General features: G+C 34.3%; 19 protein-coding genes. All 19 read right to left on the reverse strand.

Annotated features, from left to right (window positions below; genetic code table 11):
- Position 1: 1 nt before the first annotated feature.
- Positions 2-3,475 (reverse strand): phage tail spike protein, encoded by a 3,474-nt coding sequence (locus KYI10_07570; GenBank protein ID QYA32244.1) that lies wholly within the window; start codon positions 3,473-3,475, stop codon positions 2-4.
- A complete protein-coding gene (locus KYI10_07575) occupies positions 3,475-3,912 on the reverse strand; it encodes a hypothetical protein (GenBank protein ID QYA32245.1) in 438 nt (145 codons plus the stop codon). The genes KYI10_07570 and KYI10_07575 overlap by 1 nt, the downstream gene beginning before the upstream one ends.
- On the reverse strand, positions 3,909-10,400 hold the full coding sequence (locus KYI10_07580; GenBank protein QYA32246.1) for a phage tail tape measure protein: 6,492 nt from the start codon (positions 10,398-10,400) through the stop codon (positions 3,909-3,911). The genes KYI10_07575 and KYI10_07580 overlap by 4 nt, the downstream gene beginning before the upstream one ends.
- A 45-nt stretch (positions 10,401-10,445) precedes the next feature.
- Complete coding sequence (locus KYI10_07585) at positions 10,446-10,619, reverse strand: hypothetical protein (protein ID QYA32247.1); 174 nt, start codon at positions 10,617-10,619, stop codon at positions 10,446-10,448.
- A gap of 44 nt (positions 10,620-10,663) precedes the next feature.
- A complete protein-coding gene (locus KYI10_07590) occupies positions 10,664-11,077 on the reverse strand; it encodes a hypothetical protein (GenBank protein QYA32248.1) in 414 nt (137 codons plus the stop codon).
- Between the two features lie 62 nt (positions 11,078-11,139).
- On the reverse strand, positions 11,140-11,358 hold the full coding sequence (locus KYI10_07595; protein ID QYA32249.1) for a hypothetical protein: 219 nt from the start codon (positions 11,356-11,358) through the stop codon (positions 11,140-11,142).
- A 19-nt stretch (positions 11,359-11,377) separates the two neighbouring features.
- Entirely contained in the window at positions 11,378-12,013 is a 636-nt protein-coding gene (locus KYI10_07600) for a major tail protein (GenBank protein QYA32250.1), read from the reverse strand.
- A gap of 19 nt (positions 12,014-12,032) precedes the next feature.
- Positions 12,033-12,428, reverse strand: a complete 396-nt coding sequence (locus KYI10_07605; protein QYA32251.1) for a hypothetical protein — start codon at positions 12,426-12,428, stop codon at positions 12,033-12,035.
- Positions 12,421-12,762: an HK97-gp10 family putative phage morphogenesis protein gene (locus KYI10_07610; GenBank protein QYA32252.2), complete on the reverse strand. Its 342-nt coding sequence runs from the start codon at positions 12,760-12,762 to the stop codon at positions 12,421-12,423. Before KYI10_07610 ends, KYI10_07605 begins: the two co-directional genes overlap by 8 nt.
- Before the next feature lie 32 nt (positions 12,763-12,794).
- The gene (locus KYI10_07615) at positions 12,795-13,136 is read right to left on the reverse strand and encodes a phage head closure protein (protein QYA32253.1); all 342 of its coding nucleotides are present in this window, start codon (positions 13,134-13,136) and stop codon (positions 12,795-12,797) included.
- Positions 13,123-13,443: a head-tail connector protein gene (locus KYI10_07620; protein QYA32254.1), complete on the reverse strand. Its 321-nt coding sequence runs from the start codon at positions 13,441-13,443 to the stop codon at positions 13,123-13,125. The genes KYI10_07615 and KYI10_07620 overlap by 14 nt, the downstream gene beginning before the upstream one ends.
- 12 nt (positions 13,444-13,455) lie before the next feature.
- On the reverse strand, positions 13,456-14,574 hold the full coding sequence (locus KYI10_07625; protein QYA32255.1) for a phage major capsid protein: 1,119 nt from the start codon (positions 14,572-14,574) through the stop codon (positions 13,456-13,458).
- A gap of 130 nt (positions 14,575-14,704) precedes the next feature.
- A complete protein-coding gene (locus KYI10_07630) occupies positions 14,705-15,391 on the reverse strand; it encodes a head maturation protease, ClpP-related (protein QYA33937.2) in 687 nt (228 codons plus the stop codon).
- The gene (locus KYI10_07635) at positions 15,381-16,634 is read right to left on the reverse strand and encodes a phage portal protein (protein ID QYA32256.1); all 1,254 of its coding nucleotides are present in this window, start codon (positions 16,632-16,634) and stop codon (positions 15,381-15,383) included. The genes KYI10_07630 and KYI10_07635 overlap by 11 nt, the downstream gene beginning before the upstream one ends.
- Positions 16,635-16,638: 4 nt before the next feature.
- Entirely contained in the window at positions 16,639-16,809 is a 171-nt protein-coding gene (locus tag KYI10_07640) for a hypothetical protein (GenBank protein QYA32257.1), read from the reverse strand.
- Between the two features lie 11 nt (positions 16,810-16,820).
- A complete protein-coding gene (locus tag KYI10_07645; GenBank protein QYA32258.1) occupies positions 16,821-18,515 on the reverse strand; it encodes a terminase TerL endonuclease subunit in 1,695 nt (564 codons plus the stop codon).
- A complete protein-coding gene (locus KYI10_07650) occupies positions 18,515-19,036 on the reverse strand; it encodes a phage terminase small subunit P27 family (protein QYA32259.1) in 522 nt (173 codons plus the stop codon). Before KYI10_07650 ends, KYI10_07645 begins: the two co-directional genes overlap by 1 nt.
- Before the next feature lie 109 nt (positions 19,037-19,145).
- Positions 19,146-20,027, reverse strand: a complete 882-nt coding sequence (locus tag KYI10_07655; protein QYA32260.2) for an HNH endonuclease — start codon at positions 20,025-20,027, stop codon at positions 19,146-19,148.
- Positions 20,028-20,139: 112 nt separating this feature from the next.
- The gene (locus KYI10_07660; protein ID QYA32261.1) at positions 20,140-20,934 is read right to left on the reverse strand and encodes a hypothetical protein; all 795 of its coding nucleotides are present in this window, start codon (positions 20,932-20,934) and stop codon (positions 20,140-20,142) included.
- Positions 20,935-21,091 lie beyond the last annotated feature (157 nt).

Genomic DNA, 21,091 nt, shown 5'->3' on the forward strand with positions numbered 1-21,091 from the left:
CTTATATCATCTCCATAATAATATTTATTTTATTCTCTAGTTTATTATTCTTTTCAATCTGTTCCTGTAACGCTTTTGCTAATGTCCAGATCACAGAAGTGTTGTCTATTCCGTTCTTACTTTTTGAGAGCCAGAAATCAGGAACTTTATAACCATCACCAATAACCGAACCTCTAGTAAGGTAGTCTAGGTCATTCTTATAATAGAATTCATAAATATCTACTTCATTAGTAAGAACTTCAGAAGCATTCACTTCCCACTTACGAATGCCTGTTTTCCATTCTTCTCTAGATTTTTGCACCCATTTATTATAGGAAATCTGGTTGAAGTCACCATCATTTGCCTTAATATTAATAAATTGGTCAGTCGTTCCGGTCCTGGTGAATCTCACTTCCCCACCCGAACCTGGTCTAATATACAAATGTGATCCTGGAATTTGACCATTGAAGTCTATCCATGGTACGTAAATACCATTCGAGCGTAGACTAGCGAATTGATCAGTCGTTCCTGTATAAGTTAATTTAACTTCATGACCACCTTTTGGTCTTAAATATAAATGTCCACCTGTAGCATGTCCATTGAAATCTACAAATGTAGTATAAGTACCACCTGCTCTTGTATTAGTATAAACATCAGTCGTTCCTATATTTGTAAATTTAACCTCACCATCTCTGGTTGGTCTCAAATACAAATGCGTACCATTTGCATAGGTATTTACATCTAAAGTATTCCCAAAGAAACCAGCAGCCCTTACGTCTTTATATCCACCGTCTAATAAACCGTCAGACATTACCCTTAATTCATCACCATCAAGCCCTATATATCCATTCGCTTTCAAAGGGAATTTAATCGCTAAAGTTCGTATTGGTCTGTAAGCATAACTTCCGATAGCACCATCGCCCGGTATGCCATTCATATCAACAACACGAGCTTCTCCTGTAGGTGCTGTACCTAAATAGACATTGCTTACAGATGTCCCTACAGCGGAAGTTGTTACTAATGTTTGCGTTAAACTAAAACGCAACGACCCGCCACTGTTAAAGCTTTGGATGCCATCTAAACCAACATCCATTCTGGCACCATTATCACGATTCATTGTGATTGATCCGTTCTCGATATTGACACTAGCCTGTTTATCCCTAGCTTGTAGCGTTCTCGCTGTAATTCCGATTGCATCAAGATATTCAATAGTTGCTTTCTTACTAAATAGCTTAGGAATATAGGCATCAGTGATTGTAGTTACACCGTTTTTGATAATGACATCTCCATCGTTCATGTCGATTACTCTACCGTTCAACTTAATCCCACTTGAACCTACTGTGAAGTCTGATATATTTCCGTTTTCATCATACGTAAATTGATGCCCTGTCGAGATACTGTTGATGTATTGTGATAATGTTTGATTCAACGTCTTACTTTCATTATCATAGACTTTCTTTGATACAGATTGAGCTATCTGATTACTCTCTTTCAGCACTTCAGACTTGGTTTCATCTATCTTATTAACGATGCCTTCTTTGTCAGATGTGTATTCTGTACGTTGAACAGTGTCTTTGAGATAGTCTTCTTTTACGTCTTGTAATACTTTGTTGATTTGTTCTGTCGTATCAATCTTGCCTATGACACGACCATTTTCATCACGCTCTAATCCAGCAGCAATTGATACTAACTGATCTAAAGCATCGTTCCATTTTTCTTCAGTGTATTGTGTCTGTAATAACTTGAATCTAGCATCGATTGATAGTTTAGCCTGTTCAATCACTTTGTACAGTGCCTGCAACTGTTCACGATATTTTAAGAATAATGCTTGTGTATCTATCAATTTACCGATTGTTGCAGTGTCTTCATTCATACTTTCAAGATTAGTCTTGATGTTATTGAACACTGTTACCGTCTTATCAAGATTACTGTTTAATAATGTCTTTATATCCTCATCAACTAAATACTCACTGTTCATTACTTCGTGCATTTCATTAAGTAACTTACTATGTTGAATTGTTAAGTTGATGAATGTATTACTTAACTCACTAAATAAGGCTTTCTCTCTTGTGATACCACCAATATCCTCAACATTATCTACAGATGCTTTTATCCATTGTCCTTCCCAGTATCTTTTCAAAATAGGCACGTTAGGATTAGAGGTATCTAACCAAAATACATCATTAACTGCATTAGTTGGTGGTATGTCGCCTTTAATTATCTTTTTCTCATAATACTGTAACTCAGTGTCTAATGTGTCTTGTACAATCGTATTTACATTTGAAATACTGTCATTTAACTTCTGATTAAAGTTATCGAGTTTTCTTTGTAACAACTTTGTTCTTTGTTCTGCTATAGATTTCTGCACATCGTCAATAGATAATGGTTTTTCACCTATAACGACTGACTTATTATGTGGATTGGTGATATCTTCATTTGTTGATATAATTCGCACCCACTCTTTAACATCAAAAGGTTCAAAGAAAACTTCATATTGATGACCTCGTTCATACTCATCTGGATCTATACCGATATATGATAAATCAAGTAAGTTAATCTGCATTTGCTGCTTTACTAAATTCTTCTTTATATCATCAACCTTCCTTTTTGCAGCATTATATAATGTGTCTGGCGTATACTCGTCTTCAAATATCTCTATACCATTTTGAATACCATATATCTTCTGTAATTCAGGTATATCAATGTAATTCTTACCGCCGCTTCGCGAGTCTTCAACTATGGTTAATCTTTGCGACTGCCCAGCAGCACTTTCTTCTGCGGGTCCCAATGGGATTAAACGTGTCACAACATTTGTTGGATCAATAGATTTAGAGAATGATTTAATATTCTTTCCAATTCTTAAAGCAGCATCTTTCTTTGTGCCTAATGGATCTAACCAATCAATATAAGTTCCATCCGCTTCATATCTTACTAATATTTCACCACCCCAGCGCCCAATACAATCATCAACAATATGCTGCCATATCGTCTTCTCTAGATAAGTGAATGCATATTTTGTTGTATCATACTCTACAGCTTCTGATACCTGCTCTTTCATAGTAAAATTTACAGCACCAAGTTTTATCTGTTTATATGATTCAACTTGCTTATTATGTTCATTAACTAAAAACGTGATATATGATTTTGGAGTCGCACTCTCAAAAAACTTATAAGAGGGATAACTGTCATGCATATAAGCAGCAGCACCTTCAACCGTATAATCAGAATTAAAAATACCATCCTCAGCCATATGCTGAGACGGTATTAAAATTCTCCCTCGGAATACGATGTTATTCTTTAATTCATTCTTTATTTCAACGAGTGTTAAAAATGACTCGAATTGACGACTATCATTAATAAGCTCAAATTTAAACTCATCTATCTGATCCACACTTTTATCAAGCGTTCCAGACTTCATAATATTATCATCTCTTCTATAGTCCCAAATTGTCACTTTATCCGTATTATCAAATCGTTTTAAATTCACAGTATACATTAAAGCACCGCCTTACCATCTAACTTACTTATCGCTTTTGGTTTAGCTTCAAAGTCGATGTTTATATCTAAACGTTTTTCTTTAACATTCAGTTTACATGTACAAGAATTACATTTTGCAATATAGTAATGCTCTTCATCATAATCAACGGTTAGTTCTAGCCATCCAACATTATAAAGCCAGGTTTCAATTTCACGTTTCAATTGCATCATACGTTGATTGATTTCAGGTATTACAAAACCATCAATTGTGATTTTACGATTATTAAACTTTGTAGGACCATATGCATTAGTGAAATCATAATCTCCATCCATATGAGGAACTGTCTCTCTTATTTCTTTAGATTCAGGCAAAGGAAGATTGATATCCGTAATACGGATATCAAATGCTGATGAATGTTTATTATTATAAGTGAATCCTGTTGATTTTATTCTCATCGTGCTTTCCTCCTTGCATTAATCTTTGAATTAGTTGCTAACAATTTATCCATTTCTTTCGTAAGCTTGACACCATTTAAAAGGATATCAGGGTTTTTATTGACAAGTTGTTGAAGTAATTTAACTACATCGTCTTGCTTGTCATATTTTTTAGTTAAGTCTCGCAGCGTTTTTTCTAACTTCGTAATCACTACATCATTTTTCTTATCTTTATCTGACTTAATCTTGTTGAGTTGTTTCTGCAGATTATTCAGCTTGCTAGAGTTATTAACTAACTGATAACGCTTTGCAGTGTCCATGATATATTTAGTAGATTTATCTAATGCCGTTTGCGTTTTCGGTAACTGAACTACTTTTTTCGTTGGTACTTTAAGCGTTCTGCCTGCATAAATCATATCTGACTTAAGGTTATTAGCTTTCTTAAGTTCATTTACTGTAGTGCCATACCTTTGAGCAATATGCCCCAAAGTATCTCCCCACTTGATATTATGTGTTCGCATTGTAGTTACAGTACGTGAAGTATTACCTATAGGTTTCTTCGGATTAGCTTTTACATTAGACTTAGTAATACGTTTACGCTCATTCAGATAAACGACTTTCTTTTTGTCGATTTTCTTTTGTTGATTCTTCAATGTTTGAATTTGTTTATTATTAGCATTAACATCACTGTTATATCCAAAGTTAGCTTGCTCACTAGATATTTTATTTACTTCAGTATTAATAGATTTTTGTAATGTATTAATCTGACCAATATATCCTTTGCCACCTTTTACTAATGCTGATACACGAGGCATAGAGTTCTCGATACCACCAGCTAATAACTCTCTTAAAAGAATTGGATCTAATCCCATACTTTTAAGTTTGCGAACATTAGAAGCGTATTCTTTCATCTTACTTAATCTGTACTTCATGAAAGAAACAAAGTCCCTTGATGTATGCCCTTTTGCAACACCGAACCCTGCATAGTTTTGTAAGTTACTCGCTATAGAAGAACGATAATTTGTTTTTTCTTCTTGTAATGCCTTTCCTTCTTCTGTTCGTTGATTAAGTTTAGCAGTTAAACTTGATTTTTCTTTAATTAAATTTTTAAGATAATTCGTTTTTAATACTTCATTCTGCTTTAATTTTTTAAGACTAGCAATCTGCGCTTTATATGACTGTATATCATTTCTAGCATTAGCGATCGTCTTCTTGTTTGTAGATTTACTAATCTTATTATTTAAACTAGAAATCTTACCGGTGCTTGAAGTAATCATAGAATTTATCTTTTTAACAATGGTATCTATATTCTTTTGTGCAGCTTCAAGCGATAATGAACCTAAATTCTTAGTGTTATTCATTATCAAAGTACCAAGATTAACATCATCTTTACCAGTAACTTTATTACTTGATTTACCTCTATTAAGAATAAATCTACCGGTATTATAAAGTGCTTGTGCTCTACTGATATAAGAAGTTGAAACTTTCGACTTCGTTTGTGCTTTAGTCTGTTTAGATACATTGTTACTTAAATTAGTAATAGAACCCGTTAGTTTGATGATTTGGCCAGGATAAATCAAATGATTTTTAATTCCATTTAAAAGCTGTAACGCTTTAACAGTCGTACCATTCTTACGCGATATATCCCAAAGTGTGTCTCCCCACTTAACTCTATGCGTTTTATTGGAAGTACCTTTTGAAAGCTTAATAGGTCCATTCACTTTATAATTAGCTTCTGCTAATAGTTGATTAGCTCTATTTCTTCTCTTTGGGTCCATTGGTATGATAGCTTCTTCATACTCTTCACCTGCAATATAACTTTCATCTTTTACAAATCCACCATTTGCAAAACGCTTTACACCACTTGGGCTCCATCCACTTCTTCCTCCAGGATTATCACTTTTCCAATTTGAATTATTGAAGAATGCTAATAATTGATCATAACCACTTCTAATGTTGGTGTGACCTGGTACAGCGTATGCTCTAAATGTTTGAGGGATATACTGTAATAAACCTTGAGCAGGATTACCACTTGCAGTATTTTTATCCCACACTGATGATGATTGAACAATATTCTGATTACCACTTGACTCTCTATTAATTTGAGCTGAAATATTTCGAACATCACCATCTGTTATTTTAACTTTCATCTGACTTGCTGCTCTTCTTATCTCGCTTGCCCAACTTTTACTCGCAGTATCTTTTCCACTAGAAACTTTTGATTTTAGGAATGCTACTGGATCCATAGTATTTCTATTCGTCAGTTCTGAAGAAGCTGGATTTTCTACTTGATAGTGCAAGTGATCACCAGTTGTCCATGCTCCTGAGTTACCAGACTTAGCGATTGCATCACCTTGTTTAACTGGCCCTTTTTTCAATACTTTACTTAAATGCAGAAAGTATTGAGCGATTTTACCAGATATCAGGCGTGCTACAATACCACCACCGTAGTTATATTGTTGTGAAACAGTACCACTTGTCGGCGCATGAATTGTTGTTCCTGATGGTATACCTAAGTCGATACCGTAATGTCGTCCTCCGTTAAAAGATGCAGGATATCCTGGCACTGGACTATTCGGACTATACGGTGTTGTTTTCGGCCAATTAAGAATCTCACTACCATCTACATCCCCGCCACTAAATTCTTCAAGCCATTCTTTAACTTTACTAACTAATGAATTTTTAATTGATGTAAATGCAGACTTTCCGAGATCTCCAGTTATACCCCCCACGTTATCAAAAACGCTTCCTAACTTACCTAATACTATATCTACGAGTTTACTTGGATTCTCGATATATTCGAAAACGTCTCCAGCAATCTTTCCTACCATTTTTGATGCATCTACTACAGATTCTTTTACTGTGGAACCGAACTCCATAGTATTTTCCCATCCACTTTTAATAGCAGTACCGATACTAAATCTTGGAATCAAACCTTTTTGCATTAAGCTATGCGTCTGTGTTCCGTTATAAACTTTATCACCTTTATTAAGATGTACTAATGTATCAGTTGCAGGTGTGAGTTCCATATCACCGTTAGCACGATGTATGATTTCTCTCTTAAATCCACCAGGACCATTTCCAGGCCCTCTATCTCCCACAACTGCGAGTGTTGGTTTGGCAATAGCACCATCTTTAACTGTTCCTGTTGATAGTTTTGGAATTTTACTTAATAAGTTTTTGTCCATAATCTTTGATGAAATTGAGTTAATTCCATCAATCATGCCATTAAGTCCACCGATCGCTCCATTCGCAACACTTTTACCCATGCTAGACGCTTTATCAGTGATCCCCTTTTTTGAATCTGTAATAAATTTACCGATGTTACTTACCCATTTTGTTGCTCCATCATACATAGATTCAAATTTATCTACTGCAGCTTTTTTTGTATCTTCTGCAAAGTTTGACACATTCGTCTTAATCTCTGACCACTTTTTACCAATTGAATTCTTAGTTTCAGACATCCATTTCGAAGTGTTCTCATAAGACTTCTTGAATTGCTTATTCACATATGATGTCAAAAACGAAGCTGATAAACTTACATTTTTCTTTGTTTTTTCCCACTGAGTTAATACACGTCCAGTTTGAGAATCAATTTCTGTTCTAACACCTTTATTTTGCTTTTTAGCTTCATCTACGACACTTTTATGTTGCTTTTCTGCATTCTTCTTTGAACCTGAATACTGTCTTTCAGCATCCTTAATAATTTTATCTGCCTGCTCTTTAGATATATTTTTTGTAATATCTCGTTGATATATTGCTTCATCTATCGTTTTATCACGTTTTTTACGTGCATTCTTAATAGATTCATCACGTTCTTTAGCTGACGCTTTAATCACTTCAGATGCAGCTTGAATAGAAAGAGTTTTCTTATTGCTCTTTAATCTTCCTAATATAATTCTTTGCTCTTTCTCACTATTACTTAATGAAGCAACAACTTTCTGATCCATTTGTTTCTGTAAGTTAGCTATCTTATTTTCTTCAGTACGAGTTAATGCACGCTTTTCAGTTTTAGCTTTTTTGTAGATATCCATTATCTGTTTATTTATCGTTTTAGCAGCTTTAACTTCTGCAGCATTCCCAGATTGCGCTTCAATAACAATTCTTTGCTTTTCTTGATTAGAGATACCTTTAGTATCAACCAAAAGTTTTCTAAGTCCATCAGTTTCTCTTTTATGACGTTCACCAAGTTTTTTTGTAACATCATCATTAATCTTTGAATAAATAGAAACAACTTCTTTATATTGTTGATCACCGATTGTCTTGTGATTAATCTTAAGGTCTTCAAGTTTTTTAGAAGCTTTCATTGAGAGATCTGTATATTCTTGTAGCACTTTCTTTGTTGACTTGCTTACACCTTTACCATAAATATCTACTGTATCCGTCGCTTTCTTTACAGATTCATCTACTACTTTAAAAGTATTTTTCGAAATCATGCCTATAGGACTGATTTCAAACCCAAAACGAGCTAATTTACCTGTAGAATCAGCTAACCATTTACCTGCGTCTTTTATACCATTACCTAAGTCACCAACCCAACCAAAGTCTGTTGTTGATGCGACTTCATCAAGCAATTTCTTTGTATTTTCAACACCATCATGGAACCATCCAATATGATCATAAGCAAATTTAAAGGTTGTTCCTAAAGTTGCAACAACTCCAATTGCAATACCCACTGGACCAGAAGCAAATAACCCTATACCTTTAGATGCAATACTTCCTGCTCTACCTAATAAACCAACAGAACCTGCTGCACCAGTTGCACCTTTACTAAGATTAGTGAATAATCCTGTAACCTTCCCAAGTTTTCCACCCTGTTTTTCAATAGATGCTCCAGCTGCTAAATTTGCCGCTGCATTAACTTCTGCTGCTACAGTATTCTTTGCAAATGTTCCTGTTAACCTTGATAAACCAGATGCTGCAGTACTTGCAGATTTTGCAACAATTCCTAGTCCTAATATAACTGGACCTGTTGCACCTGCAACTAGGCCAATTCCAACTGCAGTTTTACGAGCCCAACTAGGCATTTCAGAGAAGTTAGTTGCTGCCCGTTGTAAACCGTCTGCAAGGCCTTTAATCATGGGAGTTAAATCTTGGCCAACTTGAATACCTAACGTTTCAAAGGCACCCTTCATCTCTTCGACTGCGCCTTTTAAGTTGTCCATCATTGCATCTGCAGCTTTCTTAGATGCTCCATCTGACTGTTCTAAAGCATTTGTCATTTTGTCGATTTGTTCAGGACTCTTTTGCATCATGACCAACATACCTGAAACTGCTTCTTTTCCAACGAGCTGAGATAAAGTCGCTGCTTTTTGAGTATCTGTCATACCTTCCATTGATTCTTGTAAATTACCAATAAGCTTAGACATTCCAACGAAGTTACCTTCATTATCAGTGATTGCAATTCCCATTTTATCCATCGTCTTTGAGTTTTGCTCAGACGGATCTAATAGACCTAATAACGCACCACGCAATGTAGTACCTGCTTGCTCACCCTTAAGACCTGCATCGACCATCATTCCAATAGATGCACTTGTTTCTTCTAAACTCATGCCTAAAGAATGTGCAGGTGCTGCAGCATATTTAAGTGCATATTGCATGTCTGTGATATCGGCTGCTGATTGATTTGCAGTTTGAGCGAGAACGTCAGCAACATGTCCTGATTTCCCTGCTTCAATACCAAAAGCATTCATAGCACTAGCCATTACTTCTGCAGTTTGCGCCATATCACTTCCAGAAGCTTCAGCAGCAGAAATAATACCAGGCATAGCTTGCATAATTTGGTTAGCATTATAGCCTTTTGCAGCCATTTCTTCCATACCTTTTGCTACTTCAGATGCTGACTTCGTAGTACTTGCACCAAGTTCCATAGCAAGTTTTGTCATATTATTAAATTTACTACCTGTAGTATCTGAAATAGCACCAACTCTATCCATCTGTGCTTCAAAGTCCATAGATGTTTTAACAGCTGCACCAAATCCAGCAGCAATCGGAGCAGTTACAGTCATAGACATATTTTGTCCGATACTCGTCATCTTATCTCCAACAGCAGAAAGTCTATCACTATAAAGTTGTAGTTCTTGACTTCTTTTTCCCCATGGAGAACTATTGATTTGTTCTGCTTTCTTTAGTTGCTCAATCTCACTAGTAACTTCACTGATAGAACGTTTTAAATTACCAAATGTCGCCTCTTGTTTTTTTAATTCAGCATTCGCTTTAATTACTTTAGTATGTGTTTCGCCATACTCACTCGTTAATTTAGCAACTTTCTGCTTATGTGCTTCAACAATCTGAGATTGTGCCTTTAACTTATCACTCATACCTTTAACACTTACAGATAATTTTTCAATTGATCTATCTGATTGTTTAAATGTTGAAAGTGATTGTTTCCAGGTATTATCTGCTAAACGCATTTGAGCATTTAAATTTGATAATCCTTTGACTAACTTACTATCATCAAGACCAACTTCAACAACCGATTTACCAATTGGTTCACCAATTACGCTCATATTTATCCTCCTTTCTCAAAAAAATAAACCTATTCAATGCACTCACTAGAATGCATCGAATAGGCTTTCGACTTTTTTATTATTTGAAGTTGAAGCATTAACTTCATCTTCTATCGCTAGATTATATTGATACATGTAGTAATGATAATCACCATTCATAATCTCTAATGGAGAAGTGTTAAAATATTTAGCAATGACTGCAATATTTTTATCAAACATCCTCACAACATCATCAAGATTTACATCTTCAATATCTTCATCGCTTATTTCTTCACTGGTACCGTACGGTTTCCCAACGCACTATGATATGCATGTAACAATGTTTCTTGATAAACACGTGCATCTAATCCATCTTGTAAATCTTCTACAGTGAATTGATTGTTAAAGTATTCAACAATAAATTCTTCGTAAATATTTAGTAATTCAAGTTCTTTTTCTTCAGTGAATCGTTCTGGAATAAAGTTACCTTCTTCGTCTAATTCGTATTTCCCTTTTCCATCATTCTTATAAGTTAATTTACGTTCTTTATATCCTAGTGAAATTGCTTTACGATACACGCGCCCTGGGATAACTTTAGGTGCTGTAATTGTACGCTCTGCACCTGCTGAATTAACTAATGTAATCTCCTTTAAAAAGTCCTTTTCTACTTCTTGTTCTAAATTTAATTCTTCTGTCATTATAAATTCCTCTTTTCCTTTTATTTTGGCCAAAATAAAAGGGGAACAAGTCCCCTGATGTTTTACTTCTTACGAATATATGATTTACCATTTTCATGCTTTAATAATTGATCAATGCGTTTTTGAGTTGCTTTTTTACTTGCTGGTTTAGGATATGGATCATTAATTAAATATTCCTTACGTTTGTCTTCAGCATCGTAAAATGGAATAACAACAACATATTCATCTTTCTTTTCAGTTTTAGTTGTTGTCGATTCTGTTTCAGTTTTCTTAGTCGTCATAAAATTTTCCTCCTAACTATTAAATAGTACGTGCTTTCCAACCCTTAGGCGTTGCTGTAACTGGTGCAGCTTTTCCAAATATTTTAGTAAAGAATGCGTCTAATTTTTCGTAATCATCTTTCTTGATATATTTACGATGTTCAACTAAACCATCTGAAATACGTCCAGAGAACTCACCTGTGATTGATTGATTACCAAATTCAATCTTATCGTCAGCAGTTTTTCCTTGGTCTCCTTCTACTTGGAATACTCCACGCAATAGCGCAACACATTCGATGTCTTTGTTTTTACGTTCTTTATAGAATACTGCTCCAACTGTAGGTGGATTCAAAACACCACCATGTTTTGTAACCAATCCATCTTCATCTACTTCTAAACCTGCAAGAAATGCACGTGTTTCCAACGGAATCGCAAATGCTTGTAAATCTACTTTAGTCTTACCTTGAGATACTGCAGACTCTTGAACTTCTCCATCTCCCCAGTTCTCAATCATATCTTCACTAGGGTTTACTTTGATATCTTGTGCTCCGCGAATATGGTTAATTTCACCATATACTGGTGCTTTACCTGCTTCATCTGTCGTTAATTCTGCAAAGTGAAAACCGCTAATGTTTACTGTTGAACCTAATGTTTCTGTAATTTTTACTAATGGCATATATAAATCCTCCTATTTTTTAATAAATTTCTTCTTCTTTTAATTCGTATGCATAAAAATAACGTCTCGCATCTCTATATAGCGTGACGTTATCTGATACCTTTTCTGTGTGTGCTTCTAAAAAATCAACACAACTAAAGTCATTTTGCTTAAGCAATTTCTTAATCTTATTACCTAAAGTTAATAAACCTGTTTTTTGCCATATATCAACTTGAAAATAATATCCTGCTGCTCTAATTTCACCATCTCCGAAAGATAAATCAGGAGCATCTAATAATGTTATTCTGATGTATGGCGGAGAACTTTTCAAAGTTTCAGGAATATCTACATTTCTGATATTACTTGACGGAATCATTTTAATGATTTCACTATTGGAAACGATAATATCCCTAATAAATTTATATGGATCATCCATTCAAACCATACTCCCTTCTCATAACAGTATTCATTGCTCTTTTTTTATCTTCCATTGAGATTTTTACTGCATTCGTTATTTTCATTTGTGGTTTCTGATGAACTGTACCCCATTCGACAAAATGAGCCCTATATTCAACCTTACTACCTTCTGGCCAACCAATTTTAATTATCGTTTCACCATTTCTTTGATGTGGTTTACCTATTACAAGTCTATCTCTCGCTTTACCTGTATCGACAAAGATATCTTTCTTAATAGCTTTAAACTGTACTTCTGCGCCTGCTTGAACCACTTTGTTACGTGCGCCATTGATATTCATTAGCAACTTATTCAAGTTAGCATTATCAAAGCCAGATGTCTTTAAACTCATAACGTTGTACGCTTTGCAACGATATACATGTATGATAATCGTTCATCCTTATCTAACATATCAACGATTGAGTAATGTTCATCTTTGTAACGAATACTCATATCAGTTGTGATACCTTCTTTAAACCTAATCCTAAAATAGATTTGATTTTCAGTACCAACTTGAACTGCAGAATTATAATCTCTCGTTCGAATATCGACTAATTGCGCCCAGCACTTGTGAAATACAGTTTCTTCGTTATTATTCCAACCATCTTCTGATACATCGTTAGTAGTGATGATAGTAATTCTTTTATCTAATCTACCTACTTTTTCATTTACTTTTCTATATGGTTTCATATTTAAACCCACCATATTCAATGGATAAATGAATGATTAAAGCATTGAGCGAATAAGTAATTAATTCTGCTTGTCCTGTAGGCTCCCTATTCTCATACCAGTGCATCACTAACATTTTTAAAGCAAGTATAGCTTGTTGATTTTCCATAGGTTGTTCCATAACATCTTTGAAAAATCCGAAACGATAATTTGTTTTTGACAAGATGAAGAGTTTAGCCGCTTCAATCAATGAATTGAGAGTGACATCCTCTTCATCTCCGTCAATTTTGCAAAATTCTTTAACTTCTTCAAGCAATGTCACTTCCATAATTATTCACTCCTAAACTGTTTCAATTACAGCAGTATCAAGCTTACCGTATACAACAGCTGCTTTATCTACTAATTTAACGTCTTCACGTTCGATGAATCGCATATCCGTAGAGTTACGAGTGAATGCTTTACCACCGACATTTGTTGTTAAAATAGACTGTTGCTGACGGTCAAATAACGTTACCGCTTCTTTAAGGTCACCGATAATTAAAGGTGCTACAGTACCTTCTGAAGGTAAGAATTTATTACCGATTACTTTCACTTCTTTACCAAAGATTTGTTGTTTACTTGGATCAGTAACAAGTGGTTGCATTAAGTATTTTCCATCTTTATCTTTCAAAGTGTCTAAATAATTAAAACCGTCTTGGTTTGTAACGATAACAGAAGTTGTTAAGAATAAAGGATCTAACGTTACATTCATTGCTTTCTTAATATCATCTGTTGTTTTAAGTGTTACTGCACTTAAAGTCTTAATAACATTTAAGATAAGTGAGTTACGAGTCACTACAGATTTACGTGCACCCCAACGAGCAGCATAATCAATAACATTTTCATCGCTATCTTGGATTAAGTCGTTCGACATCGGTAAGATACCAGCGTAGTTTTTGATGTCATACACGATACGTTCAAATTTAGGACCATCAATTTCAGGGATCTCACCCATTTCTTCAACCGCAACAAATGGAGTCATGTCTCCTAACTTTTCATATAAACGTGAACCTTTAGGACGTCTTACCGGTTCTACATTAACCAAGTTTTCTAAAGACTCGAAGTTACGTTTATATTCATTAATCTTCATGCTGATGTCTTCAGGTACGATATATCCACCATCTTCATCAGTCTTTTCTACCATTGCGGCAGAAACTTCTCCAGATCTCATATAGTTAGCAAATGCTTTAAGTTCATTTTGTACTTCTTTTTTTGATTCAGAACCCGGCATCACATTGAAATCTACTACTGTATTAATATTTTTAGCTTGTTCTAAATCGTTTAAAGCATTAATTTGCGCTAAATAACTCTCTGCTTCTTCATACTTCGCTTTATAAGTTTCCATATCTCCACTGTCTACTGCTTCAGTTGCTTCATCTAAAGCTTTAGCACGTAATGCTTGTAAATCTTTTAATTTCATCTCTTTTCCTCCAATTTATATTGTTTTTTGATGTAAATTGCATAAAAAATAAGCATCGTCAAAAATGACATGCCATTGAGTAATTATTTAACGACGTAACTTGTGTCGAGATATTTAGATCACCTCGTAGCTATCGTTTGGCTAACTCAATAATTTGAGCGTATGCCTTAGCTTTTTCAGATTCTAATTCATCGTTTCTCATTAGGTTTTTAGGGACATTCTTATAACGCTCTGCAAATGATTTATCAATAGATGCAGCAACTTTAACTTCTTCTGTAATTTCATCGATAAATCCATATTTAAGTGCATCATCCGCACTTAACCACGTTTCTTCTTGCATCATCGTTCTGATATTACTTTCAGTTGTTTTACCATCTGTCTTGTTTAGATAAGTATTCACGATAGATTCATTAATCTTATCTAAGTCATCTGCAACTTTTCGCATTTCACGACTGTTCCCAATCGCAAACGTCCAAGGATCATGAATCATTAACATTGCGTTGTTCGGCATCGAAACAGTATCACCAGCCATTGCGATTACGCTTGCTATGGAGGCAGCGCATCCATCAATACGAGCAACAATATGAGCTTTATGTCTTTTAAGCATTGAATAAATCGCTTGTCCCTCAAATACGTCACCACCTGGACTGTTAATGTTTAAGTAAATCTTACTTACATCTCCAAGTTCCTTTAATTCGTTGTTGAATCTTTTTGCTGAACTTTCACTAAACCATCCTTCAGACTCAATCGCACCATAAATATCAATTTCTGCTGTACTTTCGTTTAATACTTTCATCGAATAGAATTTAGTCGGCATTTTGATTATCACCTCCTTTACTATCAGATTTGCTGCCTTTAGCTTTAGATAACTGGTACTCTCGCATAATATCTAGTGGAACTAAGTTCAAGTTACCAAAATGCATGTCACCTAATTCATCTTCAAGTAAAGGCATATCTTCAAGATCTAATATGTTATTTATATTATAGGCTCCAATGCGTTGCATTGTTTCATACATCTTCGCTCTTGACTCACTGTCTCCACGTAGTTCCGCTTCAAGATTGAACTTACAGTAACGATTTTCTGTTTCATCAACGATATTCAGCAATTTAACGTTACATTCCTGTTCAAAGTTGGTTACTATAGGAAGAATCGTATTAATAACGTATTGTAATGACTGTTGTTCAATATTAGAGAATGTCGCACGATCTAACTCACCAATTTTATGCGGTGGCACTTTATAGATACCAGCAATCTGTAGCTTGTTAAATTTCATTGACTCAATGAATTGTGCATCTTTTTGTGGAATTGTGATTGTACTGAAATCTAATCCACCATCAACAATCGCAACATCTTCTTCATTGTTTACTTCGTACCAGGCTTCACGTAATTTCTTTTTGTTTTCAGGGCTAACAATTTCAGTACTTTTTAAGATACCTCTTGGAATAGCACTCTTTTGATAAAATTTTGCTTGGTGCTTATTTCCGCCAATATTCGTTGCTAAATTCTCTCTAATGACCTCTATAGGTGAGAGACCAACATGACCATCAAAACTAAGTTCTAAAAAGTGCAGCACATCATCCGTATCTATTTTGTAATGCTTACCATTTAACGTTGTGAAATATACGTATTTCGCATTATCTCTATCGTATTGTTTAGAAGTCGTTAATGGGCTTAGAGGTAATATCTCAGTCACTTCACCTTTATTATTTCTCATGATCACGTTATATGCGTTACCATATAACATCATGTGAAAAATCATAAGACGTTTCCATACAAATGGTGTCATATTCTTATTCGGTTGCTTATTCAAGCAAATATGAACTGGATGCGTATATTCTGTTGTTAACTTATTATTCGCTTTTTGCTTAACTGATATGGGATATTTTGCAATATCATCAGCAAGAACTTTAATACATGTATAAACTTCACTTGTTTTAATTGCTGTATCTTCAGTAATCTTTGAAGATATATCAGAATTAAACATTGTATTGAACCAATTTTGACTGCCAGTATATATTTCATTATTTACATTTAATGATTTTCTACTGCTAAATAACATTTACTCACCTCTTTCTACCTATCAAATAAGCTAGAGTAATCAGCATTACTCCAGCAATAACTAATCCATATACGATTCCAATAATAAATGCAGCAGAAACAATTAATGACATGCCTGCAATAAGCAACATGTCATCTAAAAATAGCAATATAATTCTTAATAATTTTTCTAACATCTGGCCACCACCTAAAAGGTAAATTCCTGACTAGCGATATGATCATTAATTGAAGGTCCCTCATCAACCATTGCTCTGACAAATGCGAATATTGTTGAAGCAATCGGATCAATTCTGTCTTTTGACTTCTGTTTATCCAACATAATATTTCCTTGTGCATCTGATTTTTCAATCGCATTTGAAACAGCCCAAGTTAAAACTGGGTTATTATCATGTCTTACTTTTCTTTCAAAAACACACTCCCTAAAGAACGAAGTCGGCTCGCTTAACACTTTCATAGTCTGAGATATTTCAACCGTCTTATAGCCTTTATATTGCATATTAGAGGAGAAATGCGTTGCATTGTATGGGTCAAAATCTATCTCTAATACTTTCCAACCATTTTCTTTAGCAATTATATCTACATAGTGTTCTATATAGTTATAATCGACTACGTCCCCTGGTGTCGCTGTCAAATAACCATCTTCTACCCACATTGAATAAGGTACTTTATCAGTATTTTCTCTTTCTTTTAACGCTTCTTCAGGTAAGAATGAATGTGATCTAACGTCATATGTCCCGTCTGGATTAGGAAATACAAAGCTAACAGAGGTTAAGTCAATTTTCTTCGATAAATCGACACCGACATAACATTCTCTTCCTTCTAAATTATTCGGCACTTCTTGGCCACAAGCGTTCCACTTATCCATCTTCATATATCCGTTATCTTTTGCATCTACCCATATATTCATATTCTTAGTAAGATATGTCTTCATGTATGAAGGTACATCTAATGCCCGCTTCAACATTTTTCTTAAGTAGTTCATACCTTCTTCGTGAGATGCTGCAATCGGATTCGCTTTTGGCCAATTCTTTTCATCACGTATATCGTCACCTTTATCTAACTCGTTTATCATCACAAAGTAGTTATCATTTTCTATAGGGATATTAGGATTTAATATTTTTGAGACATAATCATATTCAACTGTATAACATGGTTTATTCAAATCATTACCAGCAGTTGTAATGATAAACATTAAAGGTTGAGAACGAGCTCCCATACCAGTTAGGATTACGTCATATACTTCTGTCGTATCGTGAAGATGATACTCATCTATCAATCCACATTGCGGGTTAAATCCATCACCTTTTTTATTATCCTCTTTTGATAATGATTTTATTGTTGAGTCTGATTTTAAATGAACAATACGGCCATATTTAGCTTCAAACTTATCTCTGAATTCAGATTGCTTTATTTGTTTAGATAGCTCATTATAAATAATGTTTGCTTGCTCTTTTTTCGTAGCACCGATATATACTTCCGACATACCTTCACCAAGCGCACTAGCTTCATATGATCCTACACAAGATAATGATTGTGATTTTGCATTTTTACGGGCGACTTGCCAGTATGCTAACGAAAATCGTCTATATCCAGTCTGATAATGAACCCAGCCATATATATTTGAAAATATGAATATTTGAATTGGATTAGGTACGATTGGTGTCCCACGTAATGGGCCTTTAGTATGCTTGAACTTTGTCATCCACTTTAAAAATCTCAATGCCTTTTCTTCGTTAAATACATATGGAAATTGCTTAAGTTTTTCTCTTTCTAGGTCACTTAAAAAGCGAAGACATGCCCACTTGTGTTTTTCACAAGCGATTATATCTCCGCTTAATACATCATTTGAGTATTTAATAAGATAGTTTTTTAATTCCATCATTACACATCCTCAAAGTCATCATCTTCTTTTTCAATTTCTGCCTTTGCTTGTGCAAGTGCCATTTTTGCTCTTGCAGAAGGTGTAAAACCAAACTGAATACCTAACTGTCTTACCTGATCATAGAATTGCTTTTTCCTTAGTATCGCTTCTTTATCCATCACCAATTCATAGATAGGCTCATTGTCCTCTGTGTAATCAACAACGACACGTCTAGCTAAACCTGTTTCATTAATAAGCTTAGTTATCTCAACATAGTTAGAGTATGCATCACAGTACATTGACAATGCATGAGCATCAAGATTATTTAATACGTCTAGCTCTGACATCTGATCCACAATATATTTGAATTCTTTCTTGGCCAACTTATCTAACCAGGTAGGAGGTTTCAGTTTATCTTTTGCAGCTTTCAATGCTTCTTCAGCTTTTTTACGCTTTTCTATTTCTGCTTTAGTTCTTCGATTCTTATTGCCATGTATTAATTGTAAATCGATTGGTTGTGCTTGATTTCCCATGTAATGCACCTCCCTTTTTTGCTATACTGAGATTTTTTTGAGCGAATTTTGTGTGCGTTTGACTGGGGCGCCGTTGTTTTGACGGTTTTTCTCAGAGATTTAAGGTGGGGGGTGTGAATTAAAATTTTATTTTTTCATAAGCTTCATACTCTTCCACTTTTAAAATCTGTTTCATTTTGTTTATGTTGTCTTCAATCTGAGTAAATACATTGCTTTGAATCGTTCTGCCTGCAACTTCTACTGTATGTTCACACAAACTTCTTTGTCTGATAATGTGTACAAATTTACAGTTGATACGTTTAAGCTTATTCGATTCTGATGTGCTTAGTGTTGATCTAATCAACCAAATCCTTTTGAACTTGTATTTTTCTAATGTTAGATTATCTATAACAGCTTTAATCATATCGTTTACCATTTCGATTGAATCATATGCATTTAGAGTTCTATCATGAATTGGTTTAAATGTCATTGTTGAGATTATTTCGTCCATATCTATAACTATGTCTTTCTCTTTATCACAGTTATTATAAACAAAGGTACTCTTACCACTTCCAGGCAATCCAACAACGACTATTACATGATTCTTAGTACTTGTATGAAGGCCCTTCTTTGTCTTGGTATGCTCTTGGTTGTGACATGCACTGCACACAGTCTCTAGGTTGTTCATGTCTAGTCTCAGTGACCAGTCATCCTTAAGCTCTACTATGTGATGCACTATGTTGCCAAAGGTTGTAATGCCCTGACGTTTACATTGCTGACATAAATAGAAGTCACGTTGAAGTACAGCAGCTCTAACATCTTTCCATTGCTTCGAGTTATAGAAGCTTACCTCTTGCTGGTCTGTACGTTCACGATCATAATCCTTATGTTTCTGTTTAGCAGTATCACTATGTACCTCACAGTATCTCCCACTCGTAGTTCTACTGCATCCAGGATAAGCACATACACTCTCAGACTTGCTCGCCATTGCTTCACCACCAAATAAAAAGGACACAAGCATATAGCCCGCGCCCTTGATATATTTCTCTACAATATAATATTACCACGTTCTAATCATAAAAGTGTTCATTTTTTGTTCGTGAAAAGTTCGCGAAAAGTTCGTTAAAATATATTTAGTTTAACTTAATTAAAGAAATATAATACTTTGTTTGATGATTAACATGTTTATCTATTTTACTTTTTACTGTATTTGTAGTACCAACTATTAAATGAATATTATCTACCTCTATCTGATCAGAAGTTCTATGATTTTTTTCGTAATCATATAATTTGTAAAGTAGCATAATCAAAATATCTAATCCTTCAATTATTTCATTTGAGTTATCAACTTTATTTATATTATCAGATATATGTATTGCTTCCTTAATATTTTTTGTATTACTTATTATATTGTCTATTACATCCAATAATTTAGCAGCCACTATTTTATTATCGTTAAACTGTAAATCTATTTTTCTTATTGTTTGATATAAGTCCTCTATTTCTTTTCTAAGATAAATATTATTTTCCTTCAAAGTATTTGTAACTAATTCTACCTTCATTCTATCATCATCTAATTTATTCTGATTTTTAAAAAATTCCTTTTGTTGTTTCATATCTTTCATAAATTGTATATGTTGTTTTTCCATTTGGTTTTGCAATTGCTTCTCTTGGTATTTATATTGAAACCAGGTAACCGATATTAAACCTAGCAATCCTATAATATTTCCACCATAAGAAGCCCAGAATGATAACCATTCTATATTTCCTGTTCCTGATAAAGGACTAGGAATGACTTTCATTAAAACGACTACGAATAAAGGAAACAGTATTGCCACAATCAAGACTATCAATATTAGAATATGATTATTTGAAATTTTCTCGTCAGACTTCTCTTCTTTAATATTTTTTTCGCTATCATTTTCCATATAAATTATTCACCTTTCAGTTATTCATATCTAATATTGTGTATAACTCACAAACATATTATAACCCTTTATATATCAATACTTCCACAAGTTTTCTGAAAATTAGTTATACATGGTTTATTTATGTATAACTCTGTACTATAATAAAGTAAAAATC

This window comes from Macrococcus sp. 19Msa1099 (assembly GCA_019357535.2).
GTDB lineage: Bacteria > Bacillota > Bacilli > Staphylococcales > Staphylococcaceae > Macrococcoides > Macrococcoides psychrotolerans.